Annotated in this window: 20 protein-coding genes; 9 read left to right on the top strand and 11 right to left on the bottom strand. The window is 70.4% G+C overall.

Annotated features, from left to right (window positions below; all coding sequences use genetic code 11):
* Positions 1-30 precede the first annotated feature (30 nt).
* The 6 genes from DYS74_RS13535 to DYS74_RS13510 are packed head-to-tail and all read left to right on the top strand — an operon-like array spanning position 31 to position 5,834.
* Positions 31-432, top strand: coding sequence for a nuclear transport factor 2 family protein (locus tag DYS74_RS13535; RefSeq protein WP_121534222.1), 402 nt, complete (start codon positions 31-33; stop codon positions 430-432).
* Positions 416-1,876, top strand: a complete 1,461-nt coding sequence (locus tag DYS74_RS13530) for an amidase (protein ID WP_220668850.1) — start codon at positions 416-418, stop codon at positions 1,874-1,876. Before DYS74_RS13535 ends, DYS74_RS13530 begins: the two co-directional genes overlap by 17 nt.
* The gene (locus DYS74_RS13525) at positions 1,873-3,168 is read left to right on the top strand and encodes an amidase (RefSeq protein ID WP_121534220.1); all 1,296 of its coding nucleotides are present in this window, start codon (positions 1,873-1,875) and stop codon (positions 3,166-3,168) included. The genes DYS74_RS13530 and DYS74_RS13525 overlap by 4 nt, the downstream gene beginning before the upstream one ends.
* Complete coding sequence (locus tag DYS74_RS13520) at positions 3,165-4,271, top strand: AbrB family transcriptional regulator (RefSeq protein ID WP_121534219.1); 1,107 nt, start codon at positions 3,165-3,167, stop codon at positions 4,269-4,271. Before DYS74_RS13525 ends, DYS74_RS13520 begins: the two co-directional genes overlap by 4 nt.
* Positions 4,268-4,786, top strand: coding sequence for a flavin reductase family protein (locus DYS74_RS13515; RefSeq protein ID WP_121534218.1), 519 nt, complete (start codon positions 4,268-4,270; stop codon positions 4,784-4,786). The genes DYS74_RS13520 and DYS74_RS13515 overlap by 4 nt, the downstream gene beginning before the upstream one ends.
* Before the next feature lie 16 nt (positions 4,787-4,802).
* Positions 4,803-5,834 carry a 2,5-dihydroxypyridine 5,6-dioxygenase gene (locus tag DYS74_RS13510; protein WP_121534217.1) on the top strand — a complete coding sequence of 344 codons (1,032 nt, stop codon included), beginning with the start codon at positions 4,803-4,805 and terminating at the stop codon, positions 5,832-5,834.
* A gap of 88 nt (positions 5,835-5,922) precedes the next feature.
* Here the strand turns inward: DYS74_RS13510 and ppaT are convergent, their stop codons facing one another.
* The gene (gene ppaT / locus DYS74_RS13505; protein ID WP_121534216.1) at positions 5,923-7,107 is read right to left on the bottom strand and encodes a pyridoxamine--pyruvate transaminase; all 1,185 of its coding nucleotides are present in this window, start codon (positions 7,105-7,107) and stop codon (positions 5,923-5,925) included.
* A gap of 260 nt (positions 7,108-7,367) precedes the next feature.
* Between ppaT and DYS74_RS13500 the strand changes: the two genes are divergently transcribed.
* Both DYS74_RS13500 and DYS74_RS13495 read left to right on the top strand, forming a co-directional pair.
* Positions 7,368-8,069: a FadR/GntR family transcriptional regulator gene (locus DYS74_RS13500; RefSeq protein ID WP_121534215.1), complete on the top strand. Its 702-nt coding sequence runs from the start codon at positions 7,368-7,370 to the stop codon at positions 8,067-8,069.
* Positions 8,070-8,079: 10 nt separating this feature from the next.
* Entirely contained in the window at positions 8,080-9,603 is a 1,524-nt protein-coding gene (locus DYS74_RS13495) for a GMC family oxidoreductase (RefSeq protein ID WP_121534214.1), read from the top strand.
* A gap of 42 nt (positions 9,604-9,645) precedes the next feature.
* Here the strand turns inward: DYS74_RS13495 and DYS74_RS13490 are convergent, their stop codons facing one another.
* From DYS74_RS13490 to DYS74_RS13460, 7 genes are all read right to left on the bottom strand, one after another.
* Positions 9,646-10,425, bottom strand: coding sequence for an SDR family NAD(P)-dependent oxidoreductase (locus tag DYS74_RS13490; protein ID WP_183077536.1), 780 nt, complete (start codon positions 10,423-10,425; stop codon positions 9,646-9,648).
* Between the two features lie 83 nt (positions 10,426-10,508).
* Positions 10,509-11,348: a fumarylacetoacetate hydrolase family protein gene (locus tag DYS74_RS13485; protein ID WP_121534212.1), complete on the bottom strand. Its 840-nt coding sequence runs from the start codon at positions 11,346-11,348 to the stop codon at positions 10,509-10,511.
* Positions 11,349-11,473: 125 nt separating this feature from the next.
* Complete coding sequence (locus tag DYS74_RS13480) at positions 11,474-12,166, bottom strand: GntR family transcriptional regulator (RefSeq protein WP_183077535.1); 693 nt, start codon at positions 12,164-12,166, stop codon at positions 11,474-11,476.
* Between the two features lie 108 nt (positions 12,167-12,274).
* A complete protein-coding gene (locus DYS74_RS13475; RefSeq protein ID WP_121534210.1) occupies positions 12,275-13,795 on the bottom strand; it encodes a TRAP transporter large permease in 1,521 nt (506 codons plus the stop codon).
* Positions 13,795-14,334 carry a TRAP transporter small permease gene (locus DYS74_RS13470; protein ID WP_183077534.1) on the bottom strand — a complete coding sequence of 180 codons (540 nt, stop codon included), beginning with the start codon at positions 14,332-14,334 and terminating at the stop codon, positions 13,795-13,797. The genes DYS74_RS13475 and DYS74_RS13470 overlap by 1 nt, the downstream gene beginning before the upstream one ends.
* A gap of 147 nt (positions 14,335-14,481) precedes the next feature.
* Positions 14,482-15,687, bottom strand: a complete 1,206-nt coding sequence (locus tag DYS74_RS13465; protein ID WP_121534208.1) for a hypothetical protein — start codon at positions 15,685-15,687, stop codon at positions 14,482-14,484.
* A gap of 149 nt (positions 15,688-15,836) precedes the next feature.
* Positions 15,837-16,778 carry a LysR family transcriptional regulator gene (locus DYS74_RS13460; protein WP_121534207.1) on the bottom strand — a complete coding sequence of 314 codons (942 nt, stop codon included), beginning with the start codon at positions 16,776-16,778 and terminating at the stop codon, positions 15,837-15,839.
* Positions 16,779-16,886: 108 nt separating this feature from the next.
* Here DYS74_RS13460 and DYS74_RS13455 point away from each other — a divergent pair, with 108 nt between their 5' ends.
* Positions 16,887-17,639 (top strand): SDR family NAD(P)-dependent oxidoreductase, encoded by a 753-nt coding sequence (locus DYS74_RS13455; protein WP_121534206.1) that lies wholly within the window; start codon positions 16,887-16,889, stop codon positions 17,637-17,639.
* 38 nt (positions 17,640-17,677) lie between these two features.
* Here the strand turns inward: DYS74_RS13455 and DYS74_RS13450 are convergent, their stop codons facing one another.
* From DYS74_RS13450 to DYS74_RS13440, 3 genes are read right to left on the bottom strand one after another with little or no spacing between them, the layout of a single operon-like run.
* Positions 17,678-18,916, bottom strand: a complete 1,239-nt coding sequence (locus DYS74_RS13450; RefSeq protein WP_121534205.1) for a pyridoxal phosphate-dependent aminotransferase — start codon at positions 18,914-18,916, stop codon at positions 17,678-17,680.
* 8 nt (positions 18,917-18,924) lie between these two features.
* Entirely contained in the window at positions 18,925-20,436 is a 1,512-nt protein-coding gene (gene amaB, locus DYS74_RS13445) for an L-piperidine-6-carboxylate dehydrogenase (RefSeq protein WP_121534204.1), read from the bottom strand.
* 22 nt (positions 20,437-20,458) lie between these two features.
* Positions 20,459-21,877 carry a hypothetical protein gene (locus DYS74_RS13440; protein WP_121534203.1) on the bottom strand — a complete coding sequence of 473 codons (1,419 nt, stop codon included), beginning with the start codon at positions 21,875-21,877 and terminating at the stop codon, positions 20,459-20,461.
* Between the last annotated feature and the right edge of the window lie 201 nt (positions 21,878-22,078).

The following is a 22,078-nucleotide window of genomic DNA, read 5'->3' as shown; positions in this document are numbered from 1 at the left end:
GGCCCCCCTTCCAGACGAAAAGACCCCGAGATGACCGAAGATCCCCTCGTGGCGGCGCTCTATGCCGCCTACAACGCCCATGATGCCGGGGCCGCCGCCGCGCTCTACGCCCCCGACGGCCGCCATGACGAGATCGCCATGGGCCAAAGCCGCAGCGGCCAGACGGCGCTGGCCGAGGGGCTCGCGGGCTTCTTCCGGATGCTGCCCGATGTCACCTGGGAACCCGAGGCGCCGATCCGCTCGGCCGACTGGCGCGCCGTGCGCTACCGGATGCGCGGCACCTTCACCCCCCGCCCGCGCCCCGAGGCCCCCTGCCCCGCCCCGCGCACGGTGGTGATCGAGGGGATGCACCTGCTGCTGATCCGCGACGGCGCGATCCGGATTTCGCAAGATTACTGGGACAAGGACGTCTTCCTTGCCCAGATCGGGTGACGCGATGCTGAGCGAGTATCCCGACCTCGACGGCATGGCGCTGGCCGCGCTGATCCGGGCGCGCGAGGTCAGCGCGCGCGAGGTGCTCGACACCGCGCTTGCCCGCATCGCCGCGCTGGACCCCGCGCTGAACACCATCGTGCATGCGCATTTCGACCTGGCCGCCGCCGATCTCGAGGCGGGCCTGCCCGAGGGCCCCTTCACCGGCGTGCCCTTTCTCGTCAAGAACACCGGCATCGCCGTGCGCAGGATGGAGATGTCGACCGGCTCGCAGCTCTTTCGCGGCAATACCGACGCCGCCGATTGCACCCTCGTCGCGCGCTATCGCGCCGCGGGGCTGGTGCTGCTGGGCAAGTCGAACACGCCCGAATTCGCGCTGAGCTTCGCCACCGAGCCGCGCGCCTTCGGCCCCACCCGCACCCCCTGGAACCCTGCGCACGGGCCGGGCGGCTCGTCGGGCGGCTCGGCCGCGGCGGTGGCGGCGGGGATCGTGCCCTGTGCCAACAGCTCGGACGGGGCGGGCTCGACCCGGCTGCCGGCGGCGCATTGCGGCCTCTTCGGTTTCAAGCCCAGCCGGATGCGCAACCCGCTCGGCCCGGTCGCGGTCGAGGGCATCGCCGGCATGTCGACGCCGCATGCGATCACCCGCTCGGTGCGCGACAGCGCGGCGCTGCTCGACGTGACGGCGGGCGCCGACCTCGGCGACCCCTATGCTCAGCCGCCGCGCGCGGGCAGCTTCCTCGCCTCGGTGGCGACCGACCCGCGGCCGCTGCGGATCGGGCTGACGCTCGACTCGCCGCTGGACACCGTGATCGATCCGCAGATCCGCGCCCGGGCCGAGGCGGCCGCGCGGCTGATGGAGGATCTGGGCCACCAGGTCGAGCTGGTCGAGACCGCAGGTTATGACGCCCACGCGCTCAAGACCGCCTGGCAGGTGATCCCCGGGGTGAATGTCGCGGCCGCCGTTCTGGCCCGCGGCCGCGCCCTTGGCCTCGCCGATCCGGTGGCCGAGCTGGAACCCGTCAACGCCGAATGGGTGCGCCGCGGTCTTGCGCTGAGCGGCATGGACTATCTCGCCGCGGTCAACCGGCTGCACCAGACCGCCCGCGATCTGGGCCGGTTCTTCGCCCGCTTCGACGTGCTGATGTCGCCCGCGACGGCCGAGCTTGCCCCGAAGATCGGCGAGATGGCGAGCACGCCCCCCGGCCTCGACGCCTTCTATGACCGGTTCTGGGCGCACAGCCCCTTCACCTGCGCCTTCAACGCCTCGGGCTTCCCGGCGATGTCGGTGCCCTTCGGCCTGTCGCGCGAGGGGCTGCCGATCGGCGTGCAGTTCGGCGCGGCGCTTGGCGGCGAGAACCTGCTGTTCGCGCTTGCCGGCCAGATCGAGCGCGCCGCCCCCTGGGCCGGCCTGCGCCCCGACCTTGCGGAGTTCCTGAAATGACCGATATCCTCGCGCTCGACGCCACCGACCTGATCGCCGAGGTCACCGCCTGCCGGCTCAGCCACCGCGCCGTGGCCGAGGCCTATCTCGAACGCATCGCCACCCGCGAGCCCGAGGTCGAGGCCTGGGCCTTCCACGATCCGCAGCTGGTGCGCGACGCCGCCGACCGGCGCGATGCCGCGGGCACGGCGGGCCCCTTGGCCGCGCTGCCGGTCGGGGTCAAGGACGTGATCGACACCTGCGACATGCCGACGGGCTATGGCAGCGCCGCCTATGCCGGCTTCCGCCCCGCCTGGGATGCGCCCTGCGTGGTGCAGGCCAAGGCCGCGGGCGCGCTGATCCTCGGCAAGACCGTCTCGACCGAATTCGCCATGGCGAGCCCGGGCAAGACCCGCAACCCCTGGAACCCGGCGCATACGCCCGGCGGCTCGTCCTCGGGGTCCTGCGCCGCGGTGGCGGCGGGGATGGCGCTGATGGGCTTTGGCACGCAGACCGCGGGCTCGGTCATCCGCCCGGCCTCCTATTGCGGCGTGGTCGGCTACAAGCCGACCATCGGCCTGCTGGAGGCGGCCGAGATCAAGGTGCTGGCGCACACGCTCGACACGCTCGGCCTGATCACCCGTTCGGTGCGGGACGCCGCGCTGATCGCCTCGGTGCTCGCCGGCCGGCCCGGGCTTGCGCTGCGCGAGCTGCCGCAGAGTGCGCCGCGTGTGGGTCTCTTCCGCACCCCGCCCTTCGACGCCGCCGAACCCGGCACGCTCGCCGCGCTTGAGCACGCCCGCGCCCGGATCGAGGCGGCGGGCGGGCAGGTGACCGAGATCGCCGTGCCGGCCGATTTCATCGCCACCCATGCGCTTCATGCCGCGGTGATGGGCTGGGAGGTGACGCGTGCGCTCGCCCATGAACGCGGCCCGCTGTGGGAGGCGCTGACCCCGGTCACCCGCGCCTTCCTGACCGAGAAGGCGCAGATCGACGCCCCCGCCTATGACGCCGCCCGCGCCGCCCTGCCGGCACAGCGCGCGGCGCTGGCCGCGGCGATCGAGGGGGTGGACGTGCTGCTTGCGCCGGCCGCGCCCGGCCCCGCGCCCGAGGGGCTTGCCTCGACCGGCGCACCCGCCTTCAACACCCCCTGGACGCTGCTGCAGATGCCCGCGCTCAGCCTGCCCGCGATCGTGTCGGGCGGCCTGCCGGTCGGCGTGCAGGTGATCGGCCGCAAGGGCGAGGACGCCCGCACGCTCGCCGCCGCCGCCTGGATCGAGGCCTGCCTCGACGCGCCGAAGGGGATCCGATGACCGCTCCCTTCCAACCCGAGGCGCGCCCTGCCGTGCGCCGGCGCGGCGCGCTGCAATGGCTGGCGCTGCTGGCGACGGCAGGAGTGCTTGCCGCGCTGCTCGCGCTGATCCGCTTTCCCGCCGCGCCGCTTCTGGGGGCGCTGGTCGCGGGCATCCTGTTCGGTGCCTCGGGCAGTCCGCTGCGGGTGCCGCGCCCGGCCTATCTGCTGGCGCAGGGCGCCGCGGGGGTGTTCATCGCCTCCTCGATGACCCCCGCGATCCTGGTCGACATGGCGCACGACTGGCCGCTTTTGCTGCTGATGACGGCGCTGACGCTGATGGCGGCATTCGCCATCGGCTGGGCGATGAACCGGTTGACCGGCATCGACGAGGACGTCGCCGTCTATGGCAGCCTGCCGGGGATGTCGGGCGCGATGGTGGTGATCGCCACCGAGCGCGGCGCCGACGCCCGCATCGTCGCGCTGATGCAATACGTGCGGCTTGCCGCGGTGATCGTCTCGGTCGCGCTGCTGGCCAGCGTGCTGCCCTCGGTCGAGGTCGCCGCGCGCGCCGCGCGCCCGGTCAGCCCGCTGTCGCCCGTCGTCGCGATGGCGATCGCCGCCGGGGCGCTGGTCGCGGTGCGGCTGCGCGCCCTGCCCGCCGCCGGCATGCTGATCCCGATGATCGTCGCCGCGGTGATCGAGGCCGGCGGCTGGATGCACCTCGCCCTGCCGCAGCCGGTGATCCTCGCCACCTTCGGGGTGATCGGGCTCGAGGTCGGGCTGAAGTTCACCCGCGGCGTGCTCGGCCATGTGCTGCGCCTGCTGCCCGCGGTGCTCGCCGCCACCGCGGCGCTGATCCTCGTCAGCGCGGGCTTCGGGCTGCTGCTGATGACCATCACCGGGCTTGATCTGAAGACCGCGCTGCTCGCCACCGCGCCCGGCTCGATCGAGACCGTCGCCCTCGTCGCCATCGCCACCAAGGCGAATGTCGCCGCCGTTCTGGCCTTCCAGACCGTGCGCATGTTCGCGGTGGTGCTGTTCGGCCCCGTCCTCGTCGAGCGCCTCGTGCAGCTTCCGATCTGGCGCCGACATGCCCCCCGCCCCAACCGGAGAAGACCATGACCATGCCGATGCTCTATCCGCGCCCCGATGTCGCCGAAGGGCTGAAAGCGGCGATGCGCCATGTGGCGAGCAGCGTGACGGTGATCACCGCCGGGCGCGGCGCCGCGCGGCGCGGCATCACCGCCACCGCCTTCACCTCGGTCACGATGGAGCCGCCCACGGTGCTCGTCTGCATCAACCGCGGCGGCGCCGCGCACGAGGCGATCACCCGCGCGGGGCATTTCTGCGTCAACGTGCTGTGCGAGGACGCGACCGATGTCGCGGCCAGCTTCGCCGGCATGACCGGCAAGACCGGCGCCGACCAGTTCGAGGGCTTCGAATGGGTCGAGACCGCCTCGGGCGCGCCCGCCTATGCCTATGCACAGGCGGCGATCTCGTGCTCGGTGGCGGCCTGCCATGTCGCCGGCAGCCATTCCATCTTCATCGGGCAGGTCGAGGAGGTGGCGATCGATCCCGACCGCACCCCGCTTCTGCATTTCAACCGCGGTTTCCACCGCCTCGGCGCCCGCCGCTAACCGACAGGAGAACACCATGATCAGCGACGCCGATTTCGTCATTGCCTGGAAGGACGTGCTGGAACAATGCCGGCTGCAGCCCGGGGAACAGGTGGCAATCCTGACCTCGGACGACAGCAACATGCAGATCGTGAATTGCGCGCGCATCGCCATCGGCCTGCTCGGCGGCGTGCTGACGATGATCAACCTGCCGCCGATCAACGGCGAAAAGGCGCTGTCGCGCGACAAGTCGGGCTATGTCGGCAAGACCCCCCTCGCCTTCAACACCGCGGCGCTCGCCGCGCTGAAGGCCGCCGATCTGGTGATCGACACGATGCAGATGCTGTTCTCGCCCGAGCAGGAACAGATCCTGAAGACCGGCACCCGGATGCTGCTCGCCGTCGAGCCGCCCGAGACCATGCTGCGGATGATCCCGACGCCCGAGGCGAAGGACAAGGTCAAGCGCGCCAGCGTCTTCATGGGCCAGGCGCGCGAGATGACCGTGACCTCGAAGGCCGGCACCGATTTCCGCTGCCGCCTCGGCCAGTATCCGGTGCTGGAACAGTTCGGCCTGGCCGACGAGCCCGGCCGCTGGGACCACTGGCCGAGCTGCATGATCGCGCGCTGGCCCGACGAGGGCTCGGCCGAGGGCCAGATCGTGATCGACGCGGGCGACATCCTGTTGCCGTTCAAGCGCTATGCCACCGACCGAACGGTCTTCACCGTCGAGAAGGGCATCGTGACGCGGATCGAGGGTGGGGTAACCGCGGAATACATCCGCAGCTTCATGGAGACCTTCCGCGATCCCGACGCCTATTACATGGCCCATGTCGGCTGGGGGCTCGAGCATCGGGCCAGCTGGACCACGCTCGGCCTTTACGACCGCGAGGCGGCGCTCAGCATGGACAGCCGCTGTTACGAGGGCAATTTCCTGTTCTCCACCGGCCCGAACACCGAGGCCGGCGGCCACCGCGACACGCCCTGCCACCTCGATATCCCGTTGCGCGGCTGCTCGGTCTCGCTCGATGGCGTGGCGATGACGGTCGATGGCCGGGTGGTGCATGGCTGACCCCGCGGCCCTGCCCTCCCGACCGGAAAAAGGCGGCCCGTCAGGGCCGCCTTTGCCGTTCGTGCCGGTGGCGGGGGAAACCCGGGGCTCAGCCCCGGATCACCGCCTCGGCCGCCGCGACGCCGGCGCCGATGTCGATCGCGCGCCCGGTCAGCTCGGCCATCGCGCCGCCAAGCGCGGTCAGCGCCACCACGGCATAGAGCGGATGCGCCGTCGGCCCCATGTGCCCGATCCGCACCAGCCGGTTGAAGGTCTCGGCCCGCCCCGACGAGATCACCACGCCATAGCGGCGCTTCATCAGGGTGCGCAGCGCGGTCTCGTCGACGCCCGCGGGCAGCTTCACCGCGGTGCAGGTCGGCGAGGCGATCGCGGGCCGCGCCGCCCACAGCTCGAGCCCCATCGCCAGAACCCCCGCGCGCATCGCCGCCGCGGTGGTCGCGTGCCGGGCCCAGACCGCCTCGGGCCCCTCGCCCAGATAGCGGTCAAGCCCGGCATCGAGCGCGTTGATCTCGGCCACCGAGGGGGTGAACGGGAAGGGGTTTTCCTTCCGCCACGCCTCTTTCCAGTCGAGGATCGACAGCATCGAGGCGCGCGGCGCCGCCGGGTTCGTCTCCATCTTCGCCCAGGCCCGGTCCGACACCGCCAGGATCGACAGCGCCGGCGGGCAGCCGAGGCACTTGTTCGGCCCGGTCACCAGCAGGTCGGCGCCGACCGCATCGAGATCCATCTCGACCCCGGCCCAGGCCGAGACCGAGTCGACGACGTAAAGCGCCCCATGCGCGCGAACCACGCGACCGATTTCCTCGATCGGGTTGAGCGTGCCAGAAGGGGTGTCGTGATGACAGATCGCGACCAGGGTCACCTCGGGGTGGGCGTCGAGGAAGGCCGCCACCGCGGCCGGGTCGATGACCTCGTCATAGGCCACGCGGATCTCGTGGAAGCTGCCCGCCCGCGGCTTCAGCCATTCGCCGTAGCCCGCGCCATAGACCCCCGAAACGAGGTTCAGCACCACATCCACCGGCGCCACCAGCGAGGCCGCCGCGGCCTCGAGCCCAAGCACCGGCTCGCCCTGCAAGATCACCGGAACCGTCTGGATTCGAAGGGCTTTTTGCAGCTTCAGCACGGTCGCCTCGTAAAAGGCGAGGAAGGCCGGGTCGTAATCGTAGAGCACCGGCTTCGCGATGGCGGAAAGCACCTCGGGATAGCAGTTCACCGGCCCCGTGGTCAGCGTGAAAAGCGCCGGGGCGAGGGCGGCTGCGGTAACGTCGTTCATGGTCCCTGTCCTGTTCTGTGGTTCGTGCCGGGGCACGCCCGGACGGGCCTTCGGCCCTGCGGAAAACTCAACCACACTCCAACCAAGGTCGCAACCAATATGTCAACATTTTCCATTTTTTGGTTGCATCCTCTTGGTGTATCTCTCAGAATTATTGGCAAGACGTGCAACCAGCGGTCGCGGTATTCCGGGCGACCCATCCGGGCGGGCGTCACGAATAAACCGGGGGTCTGCGATCTTCGGCGGGAGGCGAGCAAGGCATGACGGATCGAGACGACACCACGGCGACGCAGGCGCCGGACGACACCCTCGGCGCGGTGCTGGCGCGGCTGCGCGAGATCATCGCCGAGATGCCGCAGCTGCCCCCCGAACGGACCCTGTCGGAACAGCTGAACGTCTCGCGCCATGCGCTGCGCAAGGCGCTGAAGGTGCTGCGCGACGCCGGCGAGATCGATCCGGCGCGGGCCGGGCGGCGGGCGCTGGCCGACCGCGCGCCCTCGAGCACCCGGCTGGTGCAGTCGACCAATCCGCTCGAGGTGATGGAGATGCGCCTGATGATCGAGCCGGCGCTGGCCCGGCTCGCGGCGCTGCGCGCTTCGCCCGACGAGATCGCGCGCATCCTGCAGACCTCGCAATCGCCCTCGGGCCTCAGCCCGAGCCAGGCCGACCAGGAGTTCCACCGCGCCGTCGCCGCCGGCTCGCGCAACAGCCTCGCCTCGGAACTGCACATCCTGCTGCACCGGGTGCAGAACGATGCCCGGCTGCGCTTCACCGACAGCGACGCCGACAGCCGCACCACCGAGGAACGGGTGCGGATGCGCGACGACGAACACCGCACCATCGCCGAGGCGATCGCGGCGCGCGACCCGGACCGGGCCGAAGAGGCGATGTATGAGCACCTCGAACGAACGCAACGCAAGCTGACCGGGCGGCTCGGCTCACGCTCGACCGACGCGGCATGATCGGGACAAGATGACGGACATTCTCATTCTGGGGGCCGGGTCCGCCGGCTGCATCCTCGCGGCCCGGCTCAGCGCCGATCCCGCCTGCCGGGTGACGCTGGTCGAGGCGGGCACGCGCCCGACCGATCCCGACATCGCCCGCCCGGCGATGTGGCCCTTCCTGCAGGGCCGCCCCTATGACTGGGATTACACCACCGTGCCGCAGCCGGGCACCGCCGGGCGGGTGCATCACTGGGCCCGCGGCAAGGCGCTTGGCGGCTCGAGCAACCTGCACGCGATGTTCCACGTCCGCGGCCATGCCGAGGATTACGAGGACTGGGTCGCGGCCTCGGGCTCGCAGCGCTGGAGCTATGACGCCCTGCTGCCGCATTTCCGCGCAACCGAAAGCTGGTCTTGCGGCGGCGACGATCTGCATGGCGATGCCGGGCCGATGCCGATCCTGCTGCCCGAGGCCGAGACCCACCCGCTGGTGCGCGATTTCATCGCCGGCTGGGTCGCGATGGGGCAGCCGCGGCTGCGCGACCATTGCGGGCGCGCGCTGATCGGCACCGCGCCGAATGCGCTGATGATCCGCGACGGGCGGCGCATCACCACCGCCGAGGCCTGGCTGACCCCCGCGGTTCTGGCGCGGCCGAACCTGACCGTGCTGACCGGGGCCGAGGTGCACCGGCTGCGCCTTGAGGGCGCCCGCGTCACCGGCGCCGAGCTGCGGGTGGAGGGCACCGAGCAGGTGCTTGCAGCCGATCGGGTGATCCTGTCGCTTGGCGCGATCGGCACGCCCCTGCTGCTGATGCGCTCGGGCATCGGCGATCCGGCGGTGCTGGCGGCGGCGGGCGTGCCCTGCCGGATGGAACGGACCGAGCTCGGCCGCAACCTGCACGATCACATGCTGGGCGCGGGCGTCGTGTGCCGCTCGAAACGCCCGGTCGCGCCCTCGAAGCTGCAGGTCTCGGAAAGCCTGAGCTATCAGGCCGAGGACCCGGCGCGCACCACCGGCCGGCCCGAAATCGTGGTCGGCTGCGTCGTCGCGCCGAGCGTCGCCGAGGGGGTCGAGGCCCCTGCCCCCGGCACCGGCTTCACCCTGCTCTTCGGCGTCACCAACCCGACCAGCCGCGGCCGGCTGGCGATCACCGGCCCCGCGCTTTCCGATGCGCCGATGATCGACCCGGCCTATCTGTCGACCGAGCATGACCGCCACCTGTTCCGCGTCGCACTGAAACGCGCCCGCGCCATCGCAGCGAGCCCCGCCCTCGCCGATTGGGTCGCCGAGGAGGTGCTGCCCGGCCCCGCCCTGCGCAGCGATGCCGAGCTGGACGCCTTCATCGCCCGCGTCGCGATCACCCATCACCACCCGGTGGCGACCTGCGCCATGGGCCGCGACGAGGCCGCGATCACCGATGCCGATCTGGCCATGCGCGGGCTCGACAACCTGTGGATCGTCGATGCCTCGGTCATCCCCTCGATCACCGCGGGGCCGATCCACGCCGCGGTGATGGCGATCGCCGAAAGCTTTGCGAGCGGCTTTCGCGGCTGACCGCACCACCCGCACCGGCGGGCGGCAGGGACAGCACGGATCTCAGCCGAGGGTGCGGCCGCCGTCGACCACCAGATCGGCGCCGGTGATCAGGCTGGCCTCGTCCGAGGCGAGGAAGGCCACCGCATTCGCGATGTCGGCCGGCATCGGCAGGCGGTCGGTGCAGTGCTGCGCCAGGATGACCTCGAGCGCCTTTTCCTTCGAGCCATAGCGCTTCAGCAGCATCGCCTCGATCAGCGGCGTCCAGACCCAGGTCGGATGCACCGCGTTCACCCGCACCCGATAGCCGCTCTTGCCCGCGCTCATCGCCGCACTGCGGGTCAGCGCACGCACCGTCGCCTTGCTGACGTTGTAGGGAATGGCGTCGACGCTGCCGAGGAAGGCGGTGGTCGAGCCGATGTTCACCACCGCGCCGCCGCCCGTCTCCTTCATCACCCGGATCGCCTCGCGGGTGCCGAGGAAGGTGCCGTCGGCATTCACCGACATGATCCGGCGCCATTCCGCCATCGGCAGTGCATCGATCAGGAAGCTCGCGCTGCCGACGACACCGGCGGCATTGACCAGAACGTCAAGCCGCCCGGCCTCACGCACCACCCCCTCGAGCGCGCGCTGCCAGTCCTCCTCGGAGGTGACATCGAGCGGCACGATCTGCGGCGCGGGAAGCCCCTCGAAGGCCGCCATCACCGCCTCGACCCCGTCGGGCTTCTGGTCGGCCAGGAACACCCGCCCGCCCTCCTGCGCAATGCGCAGACCGATCGCCGTGCCAAGCGCGCCGACGCCGCCGGTCACCACCGCGGTCTTGCCCGCAAACCTCATGTTCATCGAACCGTCTCCTTCGTGGGCGCGCGCCCGGGGCGCCGCCGGTTGGGGTTTCGCGCCGCCTGCCCGCCAGGCGGCGCAGGGCGTCATTCGTCGACGACGCCGTTCTTCAGGGTGCCGATGCCGGTGATCTCGACCTCGACCTGCATGCCGGGCACGAGATAGAGCTGCGGCTTGCGGAACTTGCCGACCCCGCCCGGCGTGCCGGTGGCGATCACGTCGCCCGGGCTCAGCGTGATGACCGTCGAGATATAGGCGATCATCTCGGGGATGCCGATCGCCAGATCATCGAGCCACGCGCGCTGCACCACCGCGCCGTCGACGCGGGTCGTCAGCTCGGCCCGGGTGATGTCGTCGATCGCATCGGCGGTGACGATCCAGGGGCCGATCGCGCCCGAGGCCTCGAAGCTCTTGCCCGGCCAGAACTGCGGCGTGTGGATCTGGAAATCGCGGATCGAGCCCTCGTTCACGCAGGTATAGCCGAGGACGTGGTCGAAGGCCTCGGCGGCCGGGATATGCCGGCCGCCCTTGCCGATGATCACCGCAAGCTCGCCCTCGTAGTCGAAGGCCTGGCTGGCCTTCGGCCGCACGAGCGGCGTGCCGTGGCCCACCAGCGAAGCGGGATAGCGGGTGAAGATCGACGGGTGGGAGGGCCGCTCGCGCCCGGTCTCGGCGATGTGCGACAGATAGTTCAGCCCGATGCAGAGGATCTTCCCGGGTTCGGGGATCGGCGGCAGAAGGCGGACATCGGCGAGCGGGCGGCGCGGACCGAGGCCCGCGAGCTCGGCCACCGCACCGGCGGCCACGACCGCGCGCAGGTCGGGCCAGCGCGACCGCAGCACCGATCCGGCATCGAGAACCTCGCTGCCCTCGACCGTGCCATAGCTTGCCTGACCGCTCTGGTCGGTGAAAGAAACAAGACGCATTCGTCACTCCTCGTGATGGCCGGCAGGCGCCGGCATGGGTTGCCCGCCGGGCAAGATGCTCGTGTGCGCATCACCGCGATGCGCATCATTCCGGGATGGGGAGCGGGGCGCGCGCCCCGCGATTGTCAGGGCGCGGGGGACACGTCCCTGGGCCAGTTTGCCAACAGCTTTTCCTCGGTCGCGTGGTAATGCTCGAGCAGCAGCGCCGTCGCCCGGTCGGTGTCGCGCCGCAACACCGCCGCGAGGATCTCGGCATGCTCGTGCTCGACGTTGCGCGCGCTGCTGGTGGTGACCGGGCTCGACCAGACGCGATAGATCTCGGTCGCGGAGGCCAGCTTCTCGCAGATGTCGATCAGCGCCGGGATGCCGCAGGCCTCGACCAGCCGCGAATGGAAGGCACGGTGCGCGCTGAACCATTCGGGGTTGCCGTGCAGCTCGTCGCCCGCGCTGCGGCGCGGGGTGCGGGTCAGACGGTGATGCGCCGCCAGCACCTCGGTTTCCCACTCGACACCGCCGCGCTCGATCGCGAGGGCCAGCGCCAGCTTCTCGTTGTGGCAGCGGATCAGCGTCAGGTCGCGCAGCTCCTGGCGGTCGAGCATCGGCACGAAGAAGCCCTGCCCGATTGACGATTGCACCAGCCGGTCGCCGCTGAGCAGGATCAGCGCCTCGCGGATCACCGTCGTGCTGGCCTCGTAGGCCTTGCCCAGCAGGCTCGGCTGCAACCGCGCCCCGGGGGCAAAGCGGCCGTCGAAGATGTCCTGGCGGATCCGCTGATAGACATCCAGCGCCAGCGATTTTGCGTCACCTCGTTTCGACATGGTCCTGCGCCTCTGCGTCCTGTTTCCGGTCTTGCCCCGCCCCGTCGTGGGGGCGCAGGGCGCCGCGGGTCTTGTCCCGCGGCGTTGTGCCAGCATAGGCCATTGCGCTCACTGGATCATCTGCGCCGGCAGCCAGGTCACCAGCTGCGGGAAGACGGTGATCAGGATCACCACCGCCAGCGCCAGCGGCACGAAGAGCAGCACCCCCGAGAACACATCCGCAAGCGAGATCCGGTGGCCGATGTTGATCTCGGGGTCCTGCGCCATGCGGTGGCCGATGAACACCAGAAGCCCTACCGGCGGCGTCAGGATGCTGATCTCGGCCATCAGCACCAGGAACACCCCGAACCACATCGGATTGTAGCCCGCCGCGACGACGATCGGCATGATCAGCGGCACGGTCAGCAGCATCATCGCGATCGCATCCATGAACATGCCCAGCACGAGGTAGAGCACGATCAGCAGCGTGAAGAACACGAAGGCGTTGCTGGTCAGGCTCAGCATGTGCGACGACAGCCATTGCGCGGCGCCGGTGACGGCGAGCAGCCGGCTGAGGATCGCGGCGCCGATGATCAGCATCAGGACCGAGCCCACGGCCGAGAGCGTGCCCCGCGCCGCCCCCGAAAGCGAGCGCAGGAAGCTGCGCCGGTCCTGCACCGCAAAGCAGTATCCCATCGCCCCGAGCGCGCCGACCGAGGCGCATTCGGTCACCGTCAGGAAGCCGCCGCCAAGCCCGCCGAAGATCACCGCGATCAGCACCGGCACCGGCCAGGCCTCGGCGACGATGCGCAGCTTCTCGCGCGGGCTCAGGGCAGGAGCCGGGGCCGGTGTCGCCTCGACCTTCGCGGCCTTCGCGCCGCGCGCCGCCTCGCCGACCCAGTCGGGGCGGAACAGGGCGATCGCCACCACGGTCAGCACATAGGCAAGGGTCAGCAGGATGCCCGGGATCGTCCCCGCCAGCAGCTGCGGCCCGACCGGCACCTCGGCAAATCCCGCGAAGATCACCATCATGATGCTCGGCGGGATCAGCTGGCCGATGGTGCCGGCGCTGAGCACCGCGCCGACCGCAAGGCGCTTGTCATAGCCGAAGCGCAGCATCTCGGCGATCGCGATCCGGCCGAGCGCATAGGTGCTGCCCACGGTCGAGCCGCTGATCGCGCCAAGGCCCGCCCCGGCGATGTTCGTCGTCGCCGCAAGGTTGCCCGGCAGCCAGAAGAACAGGATCCGCGCCGCCGCGTAAAGCTTGGTGGTGATGCCCGAATACCAGAGCATCAGCCCCATCAGCACGAACATCGGCAGCACAATGAAGGTCGTGCTCGAGGCCGAGGTGAAGGGCGTCTGCGACAGCGTCGCATCCAGCGCCCGCGTTCCCATCACCGCATAGAGGCCAAGGGCGCCCGAGATCCCCATCGCCAGCCCGACGCTCATGCCAAGGCCCATCAGCGCGAACATCATGCCAAGCGCCACCAGCGCCCGCAGCTCGCGCGCCATGTCGGCGAAGAAGAGCCCCCCGAAGGCGGCCGCAAGGACCGTCAGCAGGATCACCCAGCTCACCCCCTTCCAGGGGTGAAGCGACGCCGCGGTATCAGACGCGGCCAGATCGGCGGTCGGTGTCGTTGCCTTGCTCATCACAGCGCCTCCGGGCTTTCGAGATGGTCGTCGGAATCGGTATCGCGGCCTTTCAGCACCACGACGAGGTGGCGCAGCAGGACGAGCGCATAGCTGAGGAAGCCGACCGCGGTGACGAAGCGCACCGGCCAGATCACGATCTTGTAGGCGCCGGTATATTCGCCGTCGATCATGCTCTCGTAGGCGACATGGAAGCCAAGCAGCGCCATCCGCAGCAAGATCGCGATCGCCACCAGCGCGACGATCGCCTCGGCCAGCTTCAGCGCGTTGCGGCCCAGCACCTCGGTCAGCATGGTGACGCGCACGTGCTCGTGGCCAAGGCCGGCCCACCAGATGCCGATGAAGACCATCGGCACCAGCAGCCAGTATTGCGTCACCTCGAGGGCGCCGGGGATCGGGGTGTTGAACAGGTTGCGCGACAGCACATCGGTGAAGGTCAGCGCGACAAGGGCATAAAGGCAGAAGGTACCCAGTCCGACGAGGACGGACTTGCCCAGGCTCCATATCGAGGTCTTGCGCCGGTTCGGGGGCGTGATCATGGACACTCTCTCGAGTTGGGATGCCGGCGCCGCCACGGGCAGGCACGGCATCGAGATGGGGGGATGGGGCCGGCGCCGACGCGGCGCCGGAGGCGGTCCGGATCGCCCGGCGCCGCGTCCGTGCCGGCGCCGGGCGGGACCTGCCGGTCAGCGGGTCGCGGCGGCGTAGGGCGCGACGATCTCGCTGCGGATCCGCTGCGCCAGCGGCGCGAAGTCGGGCAGCGTGCCGCCCTTGGCGACGAAATCGCCCCAGGAGGTGTACGCGCCGCCAAAGCCGAATTCATCGCTCAGGATGGTGCGCCACTTCGCGCGCAGCGCGGTCAGCCGGGCGACCTCGGCGGCGGGATCGGCCACTTCCTTCGGGCTGGCGGCCACCGCATTCGCGCGCACCGCATCGTGGAAGTCATCGACCTTCTTGCGCATCTCGGCATCGGGGGTGGTGTAGATCACGCCGCTCGCGATGCTCGAGGTCGCGGTGCGCAGCTGCTGCTCGAGCGCGGCCTGCAGCAGGTCGGACGAATATTGCGCCGTCTCGTCCCAGATGATGTCCTTCAGCTCCTGCGGGAAGGCCTTCCAGGTGTCGAGGTTGAAGCCATAGACCGCCTGCGCATAGGCGGTCAGCCCGACGCCGAGGTTGAAATACTTGGCATGGTCGAAGAAGCCGTTCGCGCCGGCATCGGCCAGCCCGCCCATCCAGCAGTCGATCACGCCCGACTGGAACGACTGATAGACCTCGGTGATCGGCAGCGCGACCGGGGTCAGGCCGAGGTTCTGCGCCTCCTTCGTCCAGGTGTCGCCCGCAACCCGGCTGCGCTTGCCGGCAAGATCGGCGAGCGTCGCATTGTCGTCGCGGCACAGCACGCCATAGGGCCCGGTGATCGAGAACGAGGGCATCACCGCGAAGATCCCGGCATCAAGCAGCTGCTGGCTGTGCGCCGTCATGCCGGCGTTCCACTCATAGCCCGCAAGCGCCGTGGTCGCCACCTCGAGCACCGGGTTCTGCTCGGTCGGAATGGCCAGGCTGCCCTGCCACTGGTCGACCGAGAATTTCGCGGGCTCGTAGGCGGGCAGCACGAAGCCGAAGTCGAACAGCCCGGCACCGAGCGCCGAGGTCAGTTCCGAGGCGGGCACGAGGCTGCCGGCATAGTAGTATTCGAAGGTGACCTTGCCGCCGCTGCGTGCCTCGACCCGCTTGGTGAAGGCCTCCATCGGCGCGGTGAACCAGCTGTCCGGCCCGTAGAGCGAGGCAACGCGCAGCGTCATCGGCTTCATCTCGGCGAGGCTCTCGGCCGAGGCGCCCGTGAAGGTGAAAAGCGCGGCCGACAGTGCAGCCCCCGCCACCAGGTATTTCATAACAATCTCCTCCCCTTGGTGATGTCAGCCGTCCGGCGCCGCACCTCCTGGCCCGGGTCCCATCCCGACCGGCCGAGAGCTTTCCTCCCGCGGCGGCGAGAACGACTCTGCATCATAGAATCGATTCTTACTTTCAAAATATTTTAGCGTCAACTCTCACGCCATGCCGCGGGGCCATTCCCGCCCTCGCCCACGACCCCCTCTCGCCGCATCAGCGCCTCGAGCCAGTCCATGAAGACGCGCAGCCGCGGCGCCAGGTGGCGGCGGCGGGCGTAGAGGATCGAGAGCGGCACCGGCGCCGGGCGGAATGCGGCCAGCACCTCCACAAGCTGCCCGGTGCGCAGCTCCTCGCGCACGCCATGGGCCGGCAGCTGCACCAGCCCATGCCCCGCAAGCGCCGCCGCGACATAGCTTTCGGCATTGTCTACGCACAGATGGCTCTGCATCGGCACCGAGATCGCCACGCCCGCGCGCCGCCCCTCCCACAGCGCCTCGGCCGCGGGCATCCGCAGCGCGTAATTCACCAGCAGATGCCCGCCGAGATCCTCGGGCGTTTCCGGCCGGCCGTGCTCGGCGAGATACCCCGCCCCGGCACAGGTCAGGATCGCCACCGTGCCGAGCCGGCGGCAGATCAGCTCGCTGTCCTCGAGCTCGGCCATCCGCACCACCGCATCCACCCCCTCGGCGATCAGGTCGGTCATCCGGTCGGTGGCACTGAGGTCGATGGCAAGCCCCGGATGGCGGGCGCGGAACTCGGCCAGATGCGGGATCACCACATGCCGGGCCATCCGGCTCGGCATGTCGACCCGGATCCGCCCCGCAAGCGCCTCGGGCCGGTCGCGAAACAGCCCCTCGGCCTGCGCCATCGCGTCGACCAGATCGCGCGCGGTCTCGAGGAACTGCAGCCCCTCCGGCGTCGGACGCACGACGCGCGTCGTGCGCGCCAGAAGCTGCGCGCCGAGCCGGTCCTCGAGCGCCTGCACCGTGGTCGAGACGGTCGAGCGCGGCAGCCCGAGCACCGCCGCCGCGCGGGTGAAGTTTCCGCTCTCCACCACCCGGATGAAGACCTGCATCTGCTGAATTCTGTCCATGCCGATTGTTCGCGCCTTTCGACAGATGATGTCAATGGCGGCCGGTTTATCCGTCATCCCCGTCGGATTATCTCTGCCGCAGATGATTTCCGGCAAAGGAGAAGGAAAATGGCGATTGCTCTGGTGACCGGTGCAAGCCGCGGGCTTGGCCGTGACATGGCGCTTGCGCTGGCGCGGGCGGGCACCGATGTGGTGCTGACCTATCTGGGCAGCGCGGCGCGGGCCGAGGCGGTGGCGGCCGAGATCCGCGCGCTCGGCCGGCGCGCCGCGGCGCTGCAGCTCGATGTGACCGACAGCGCGTCCTACGGCGGCTTCGCGGCCTCCCTTGCGGCGCTGCTGCCGGCCGAGTTCGGCGCCGACCGGCTCGATGCGCTGGTGAACAACGCGGGCGTCGGCATCAACGCGCCCTTCGCCGAGACCTCGGAGGCGCAGCTCGACCAGATGCTTGCCACCCACCTCAAGCCCGCCTTCCTGCTGACGCAGGCGCTGCTCGGCCTGCTCGGCGACGGCAGCGCGGTGGTGCATGTCTCGACCGGGCTCGCGCGCTTCGCGCTGCCGGGCTATGCCGCCTATGCCGCGGCGAAGGGCGGGATCGAGGTTCTGACCCGCTATCAGGCGAAGGAGCTCGGTGCGCGCGGCATCCGGGTGAATGTCGTCGCCCCGGGCGCGATCGAGACCGATTTCGGCGGCGGCGCGGTGCGCGACGATGCCCGCGTCAATGCCTTCATCGCCAGCCAGACCGCGCTTGGCCGCGCCGGCCGGCCCGAGGACATCGGCCCGGTCGTCGCCTTCCTGTGCTCGGACGCGGCCCGCTGGGTCACCGGCCAGCGCATCGAGGTCTCGGGCGGCATGTTCCTGTGAGGATGCGGCCGCCCCCGGCGCGGGGGGCGGCCCGCCGCTCAGCGCGGCCGGGTCAGCGTGGCGCAGGCCCGCGCGATGCGGTCAAGCGCCTCGCGCAGCTCGGCCTCGGAGGTGGCGTAGGAGATCCGGAAATAGGGCGAGAGGCCGAAGGCCGCCCCCGGCACCATCGCCACGTCGGCCTCGTCGAGCAGCCAGGCGCAGAAGGCGCGGTCGCTGTCGATCACCCGGCCAGAGGGCGTCACCGCCCCGATCAGCCCGGCGCAGGAGGCGAAGGTGTAGAACGCCCCCTCAGGCACCCGGCACTCGATCCCCTCGATCGCGTTCAACCCGGCGACGACCAGATCGCGGCGGCGCCGGAAACTCTCGGCACGCTCGGCCAGCAACTCCTGCGGCCCGGTCAGCGCCGCCACTGCCGCCGCCTGGCTGATCGAGCTCGGGCAGGAGGTCGACTGGCTCTGCACCACCGCCATCGCCCGGATCAGCGCCTCGGGCCCGCCGGCATAGCCGATCCGCCAGCCGGTCATCGCATAGGCCTTTGAGACCCCGTTCACCGTCAGGATCCGGTCCTTCAGCCGCGGCTCGAGCGCCGCGGGCGTGACGAAGCGGAAGCCGTCATAGGTGATGTGCTCGTACATGTCGTCGACCAGCAGCCACAGCTGCGGATGGGCAAGCAGCACATCGAGGAGCGGGCGATAATCGGCCTCGGCATAGGCCGCGCCGGTCGGGTTCGAGGGCGAGTTCAGGATCACCCAGCGGCTGCGCGGGGTGATCGCCGCGGCCAGATCCCCGGGCGTCAGCCGGAACCCCTGCGCACCATCGCAGGGCACCGCCACCGGCACGCCGCCGGCGATCCGCACGATGTCGAAATACGAGGTCCAGCACGGCGTCGGGATGATCACCTCGTCGCCCGGGTTCAGGCTTGCCATCAGCGCGTTGAACAGGATCTGCTTCGCGCCGGCGGCGACGGTGATCGCGCTGACCGGATAGTCGACACCGTTCTCGCGGCGGAACTTCTCGGCGATCGCCGCCTTCAGCTCGGGCGTGCCGTCAAGCGCGGTGTATTTCGTCCGCCCCTCGGCCATCGCCTGCGCGGCACCGGCCTTGACGTGTTCGGGCGTGTCGAAATCGGGCTCGCCCGCACCAAGGATGATCGTCGGCCGGCCCGCGCGCTTCATCGCCGCGGCCCGCGCCCCGATCTGCAGGATCTCGGACACGCCAAGCGTGGCGATCCGATCGGCCGGGACGAACCCGGCCGTTTCAGGCATGTGCACGGTCATTTCCGGCCTCAGTCGATGTCGAAGGTGACGCCCTGGGCGAGCGGCAGCTCGCGCGAGAAGTTGATCGTGTTCGTGGCCCGGCGCATGTAGCCCTTCCACGCATCCGACCCGCTTTCGCGGCCACCCCCGGTTTCCTTCTCGCCGCCGAAGGCGCCGCCGATCTCGGCGCCCGAGGTGCCGATGTTGACGTTGGCGATGCCGCAATCCGAACCGCGCGCCGACAGGAAGGTCTCCATCTCGCGCAGATCGAGGGTGAAGATCGACGAGCTGAGCCCCGCGCCCACGGCGTTATGCGCCTCGAGCACCGCGTCGAAATCGCTGTATTTCATCACATAGAGGATCGGCGCGAAGGTTTCCTCGAGCACCGGGCCGACCTGTTCGGGCATCTCGACGAGCGCCGGGTGCACGTAATAGGCCGCGTCCGAGCCGATCGCCTCGCGTGCGCCGCCATGCACCGTGCCGCCGGCCGCGCGCGCCGCCGCAAGCGCGGCCTGCATCGCGTCGAAGGCCTGCCTGTCGATCAGCGGGCCGACAAGGGCCTGGGTCTCGAGCGGGTTGCCGACGGTGACGCTCGCATAGGCCTTGATGAGCCGCGGCACCAGCGCGTCATAGACACTTTCATGCACGAAGAGGCGGCGCATCGTGGTGCAGCGCTGGCCCGCCGTGCCCATGGCGCCGAAGGCCACCGCGCGCAGCGTCATGTCGAGATCGGCCGAGGGGCAGACGATGCCGGCGTTGTTGCCGCCGAGTTCCAGGATCGAGCGACCGAAGCGCGCCGCCACCTTCGGCCCGACGATGCGGCCCATCCGGGTCGAGCCGGTGGCCGAGATCAGCGCCACGTCCGGGCTTTCGACCAGCACGTTGCCGACATCGCCCGCGCCGATCAGCACCTGGCTCAGGTTCTCGGGCGCCGCACCGAAACGGGCGAGCGCACGGGCAAGGATCGCCTCGCAGGCAAGCGCGGTGAGCGGGGTCTTTTCCGACGGTTTCCAGATCACCGCATCGCCGCACACGAAGGCCAGCGCGCTGTTCCAGGCCCAGACCGCGACCGGGAAGTTGAAGGCGGTGATGACGCCCACGACGCCGAGCGGATGCCAGGTTTCCATCATCCGGTGGCCGGGGCGTTCGGTGGCGATGGTCAGGCCGTAGAGCTGACGGCTGAGGCCCACGGCGAAGTCGCAGATGTCGATCATCTCCTGCACTTCGCCCTGGCCCTCGGACGGGCTCTTGCCGGCCTCGATCGAGACGAGCTTGCCAAGCGCCACCTTGTCGGCGCGCAGCTCCTCGCCCAGAAGACGGACAAGCTCGCCGCGCTTCGGCGCCGGCACCAGACGCCAGGCCTTGAAGGCCTCCTTCGCGCGGGCGACGGCGGCGGCGGCGGTCGCGGGCGTGTCCGGGGTCAGCGCGGCGATCTCTTCGCCGGTCACCGGCGAGAAGCTCGGCATCGTGCCGGCCGTGGTGCGCGCGGCATCAACGCCAAGGGCTTCGAGCAGGCTCCGGGTTTCGGGTGCAAGCGACATGAGAGGTCCTTCCTGTGGTCTTTTATTCGAGGAAATAGGTCAGGCAGACGAGCGCCGCGGCGGCGCCGAGCCCGTAGAGGGTGAAGGCGCGGTTCACCCCGAAGGTGACACGCGCCGGCATCAGGCCGAGAACCCGGCCGGTGATGATCGACATCGCCGAGATCGGCGAGGCGGAGATCGCGAGCGCCCAGGCGAAGCACAGCGCAAGGGCAAGGGCGAGCGGATGGGCGGCGCCCACGGGGCCCGAGCCGAAGAGCTGCGCCGCCAGCACCATCACGATCGAATGCGGGATCATCGCGGCACCGGCGAGCGGGATCAGCACGAGACAGCCGAGGATGACGGCCAGCGCCGGCAGCGCGCCGCTCTCGATCAGGGCGCCAACGCCAAGCGCGTTCAGCGCAACCGAGACGCCGGCGCCGATCACCGCGGCGGCGAGGAAGATCGTCGCCTCGTTCGCCATCGTCGCCGAGGCCTCGGAAAGCGCATCAAGCGGGCGCTGCGCCCCCGCCCCGCGCGCCGCGGGCTCGAGCCGCGGCCAGAGGACGGCAAGGAGCGGCAGCACCAGACAGGCGGCGGTGAGGAAGCTGACATCCAGCGCCCGGTGCAGCCCGAGGGTGACGGCAATCAGCCCCGCCACCGCGGCAAGGATCGCGGCGAGCGCCCGGCCGCCGCCCGGCACCGCCTCGCGCTCGGGATCAGGGGTGCCCGCGCCACGATCGAGCAGCAGACCGCCCGCCGAGACCAGCATCGCCGCGCCAAAGCTGAGCGCAAGGAAGAGCACGGGATCGAGCCCCGGGATCGCCGAGGTGACGATGGCAAAGCCGACGCCGATCGGGTTCCACACCGTCATCATCAGCGTGCCGCGCAGCGCGGCGAGCGTCACCGGCGCCGGGTCGATGCCGGGCTTGCCCTCGGCCTTGGCGCGGGCGGCATGGTCGGCGGCGATGTCCGACATCATGCCGATCGTGCCGATGTTGAACAGCACCGACAGGAACTGCGCGCCGAAGGTCATGGCAAGGGCGCGCAGCCGCGCCGGATAGGCGAAAAGCCGCGCCGCCGCGGCGCCGATCACCTTCGAGGCGCGCACCGGCGCCCGGATCAGGCCGAGCGTGGTCAGGAAAGCCGAGAAGGCGGTGCCCTGAAACAGCGCGCGCTGCATCGCCGGCAGCGCCTCGGGCGCCAAGATCGCGACCAGCGCCGCCGCCACCATCGCGCCGATCGCGAAGCGGCGCGCGATGCGCTGCACCTGCGGCAACCGGATCACCGCGAGCGTCACCGCAGCCGCAGCGGCCACCCAGTCAAGCGCCGCAAGGCCGGGTGCAAAGCGCCCGCCCACCTGCCCCGCGACAAGCGCGGCGATCATCGCCACAGCGAGCCCGCCGGCGATCCGGTTCAGCGGCAGCACCCCGGTCCGGGGCAAGATCCGCGGCACGCCCATCATCCGTTCCTCCGCACCCGGAGGGGGCGTGCGGCGCCGGCGATGCCGGGGAGCGAGAGCGGAAGGAGGGAAGACGTCATTCTGTATGTGCCGCGTCAGGTGGATGCCTGAAGCGGAATACGCCTTTTCCGCCGGCCCTGCATAATGACGAATCCGGCGGAGTTGATGCGCCCGGGGAATGAGGGACCCGGAATGAGGGACCGG

It is taken from the genome of Paenirhodobacter hankyongi, from assembly GCF_003664585.1.
GTDB classification, from domain to species: domain Bacteria; phylum Pseudomonadota; class Alphaproteobacteria; order Rhodobacterales; family Rhodobacteraceae; genus Rhodobacter; species Rhodobacter hankyongi.
The sequence above is the reverse complement of the archived record's forward strand: the minus strand, read 5'-3'. Positions and strand labels throughout refer to the sequence as shown.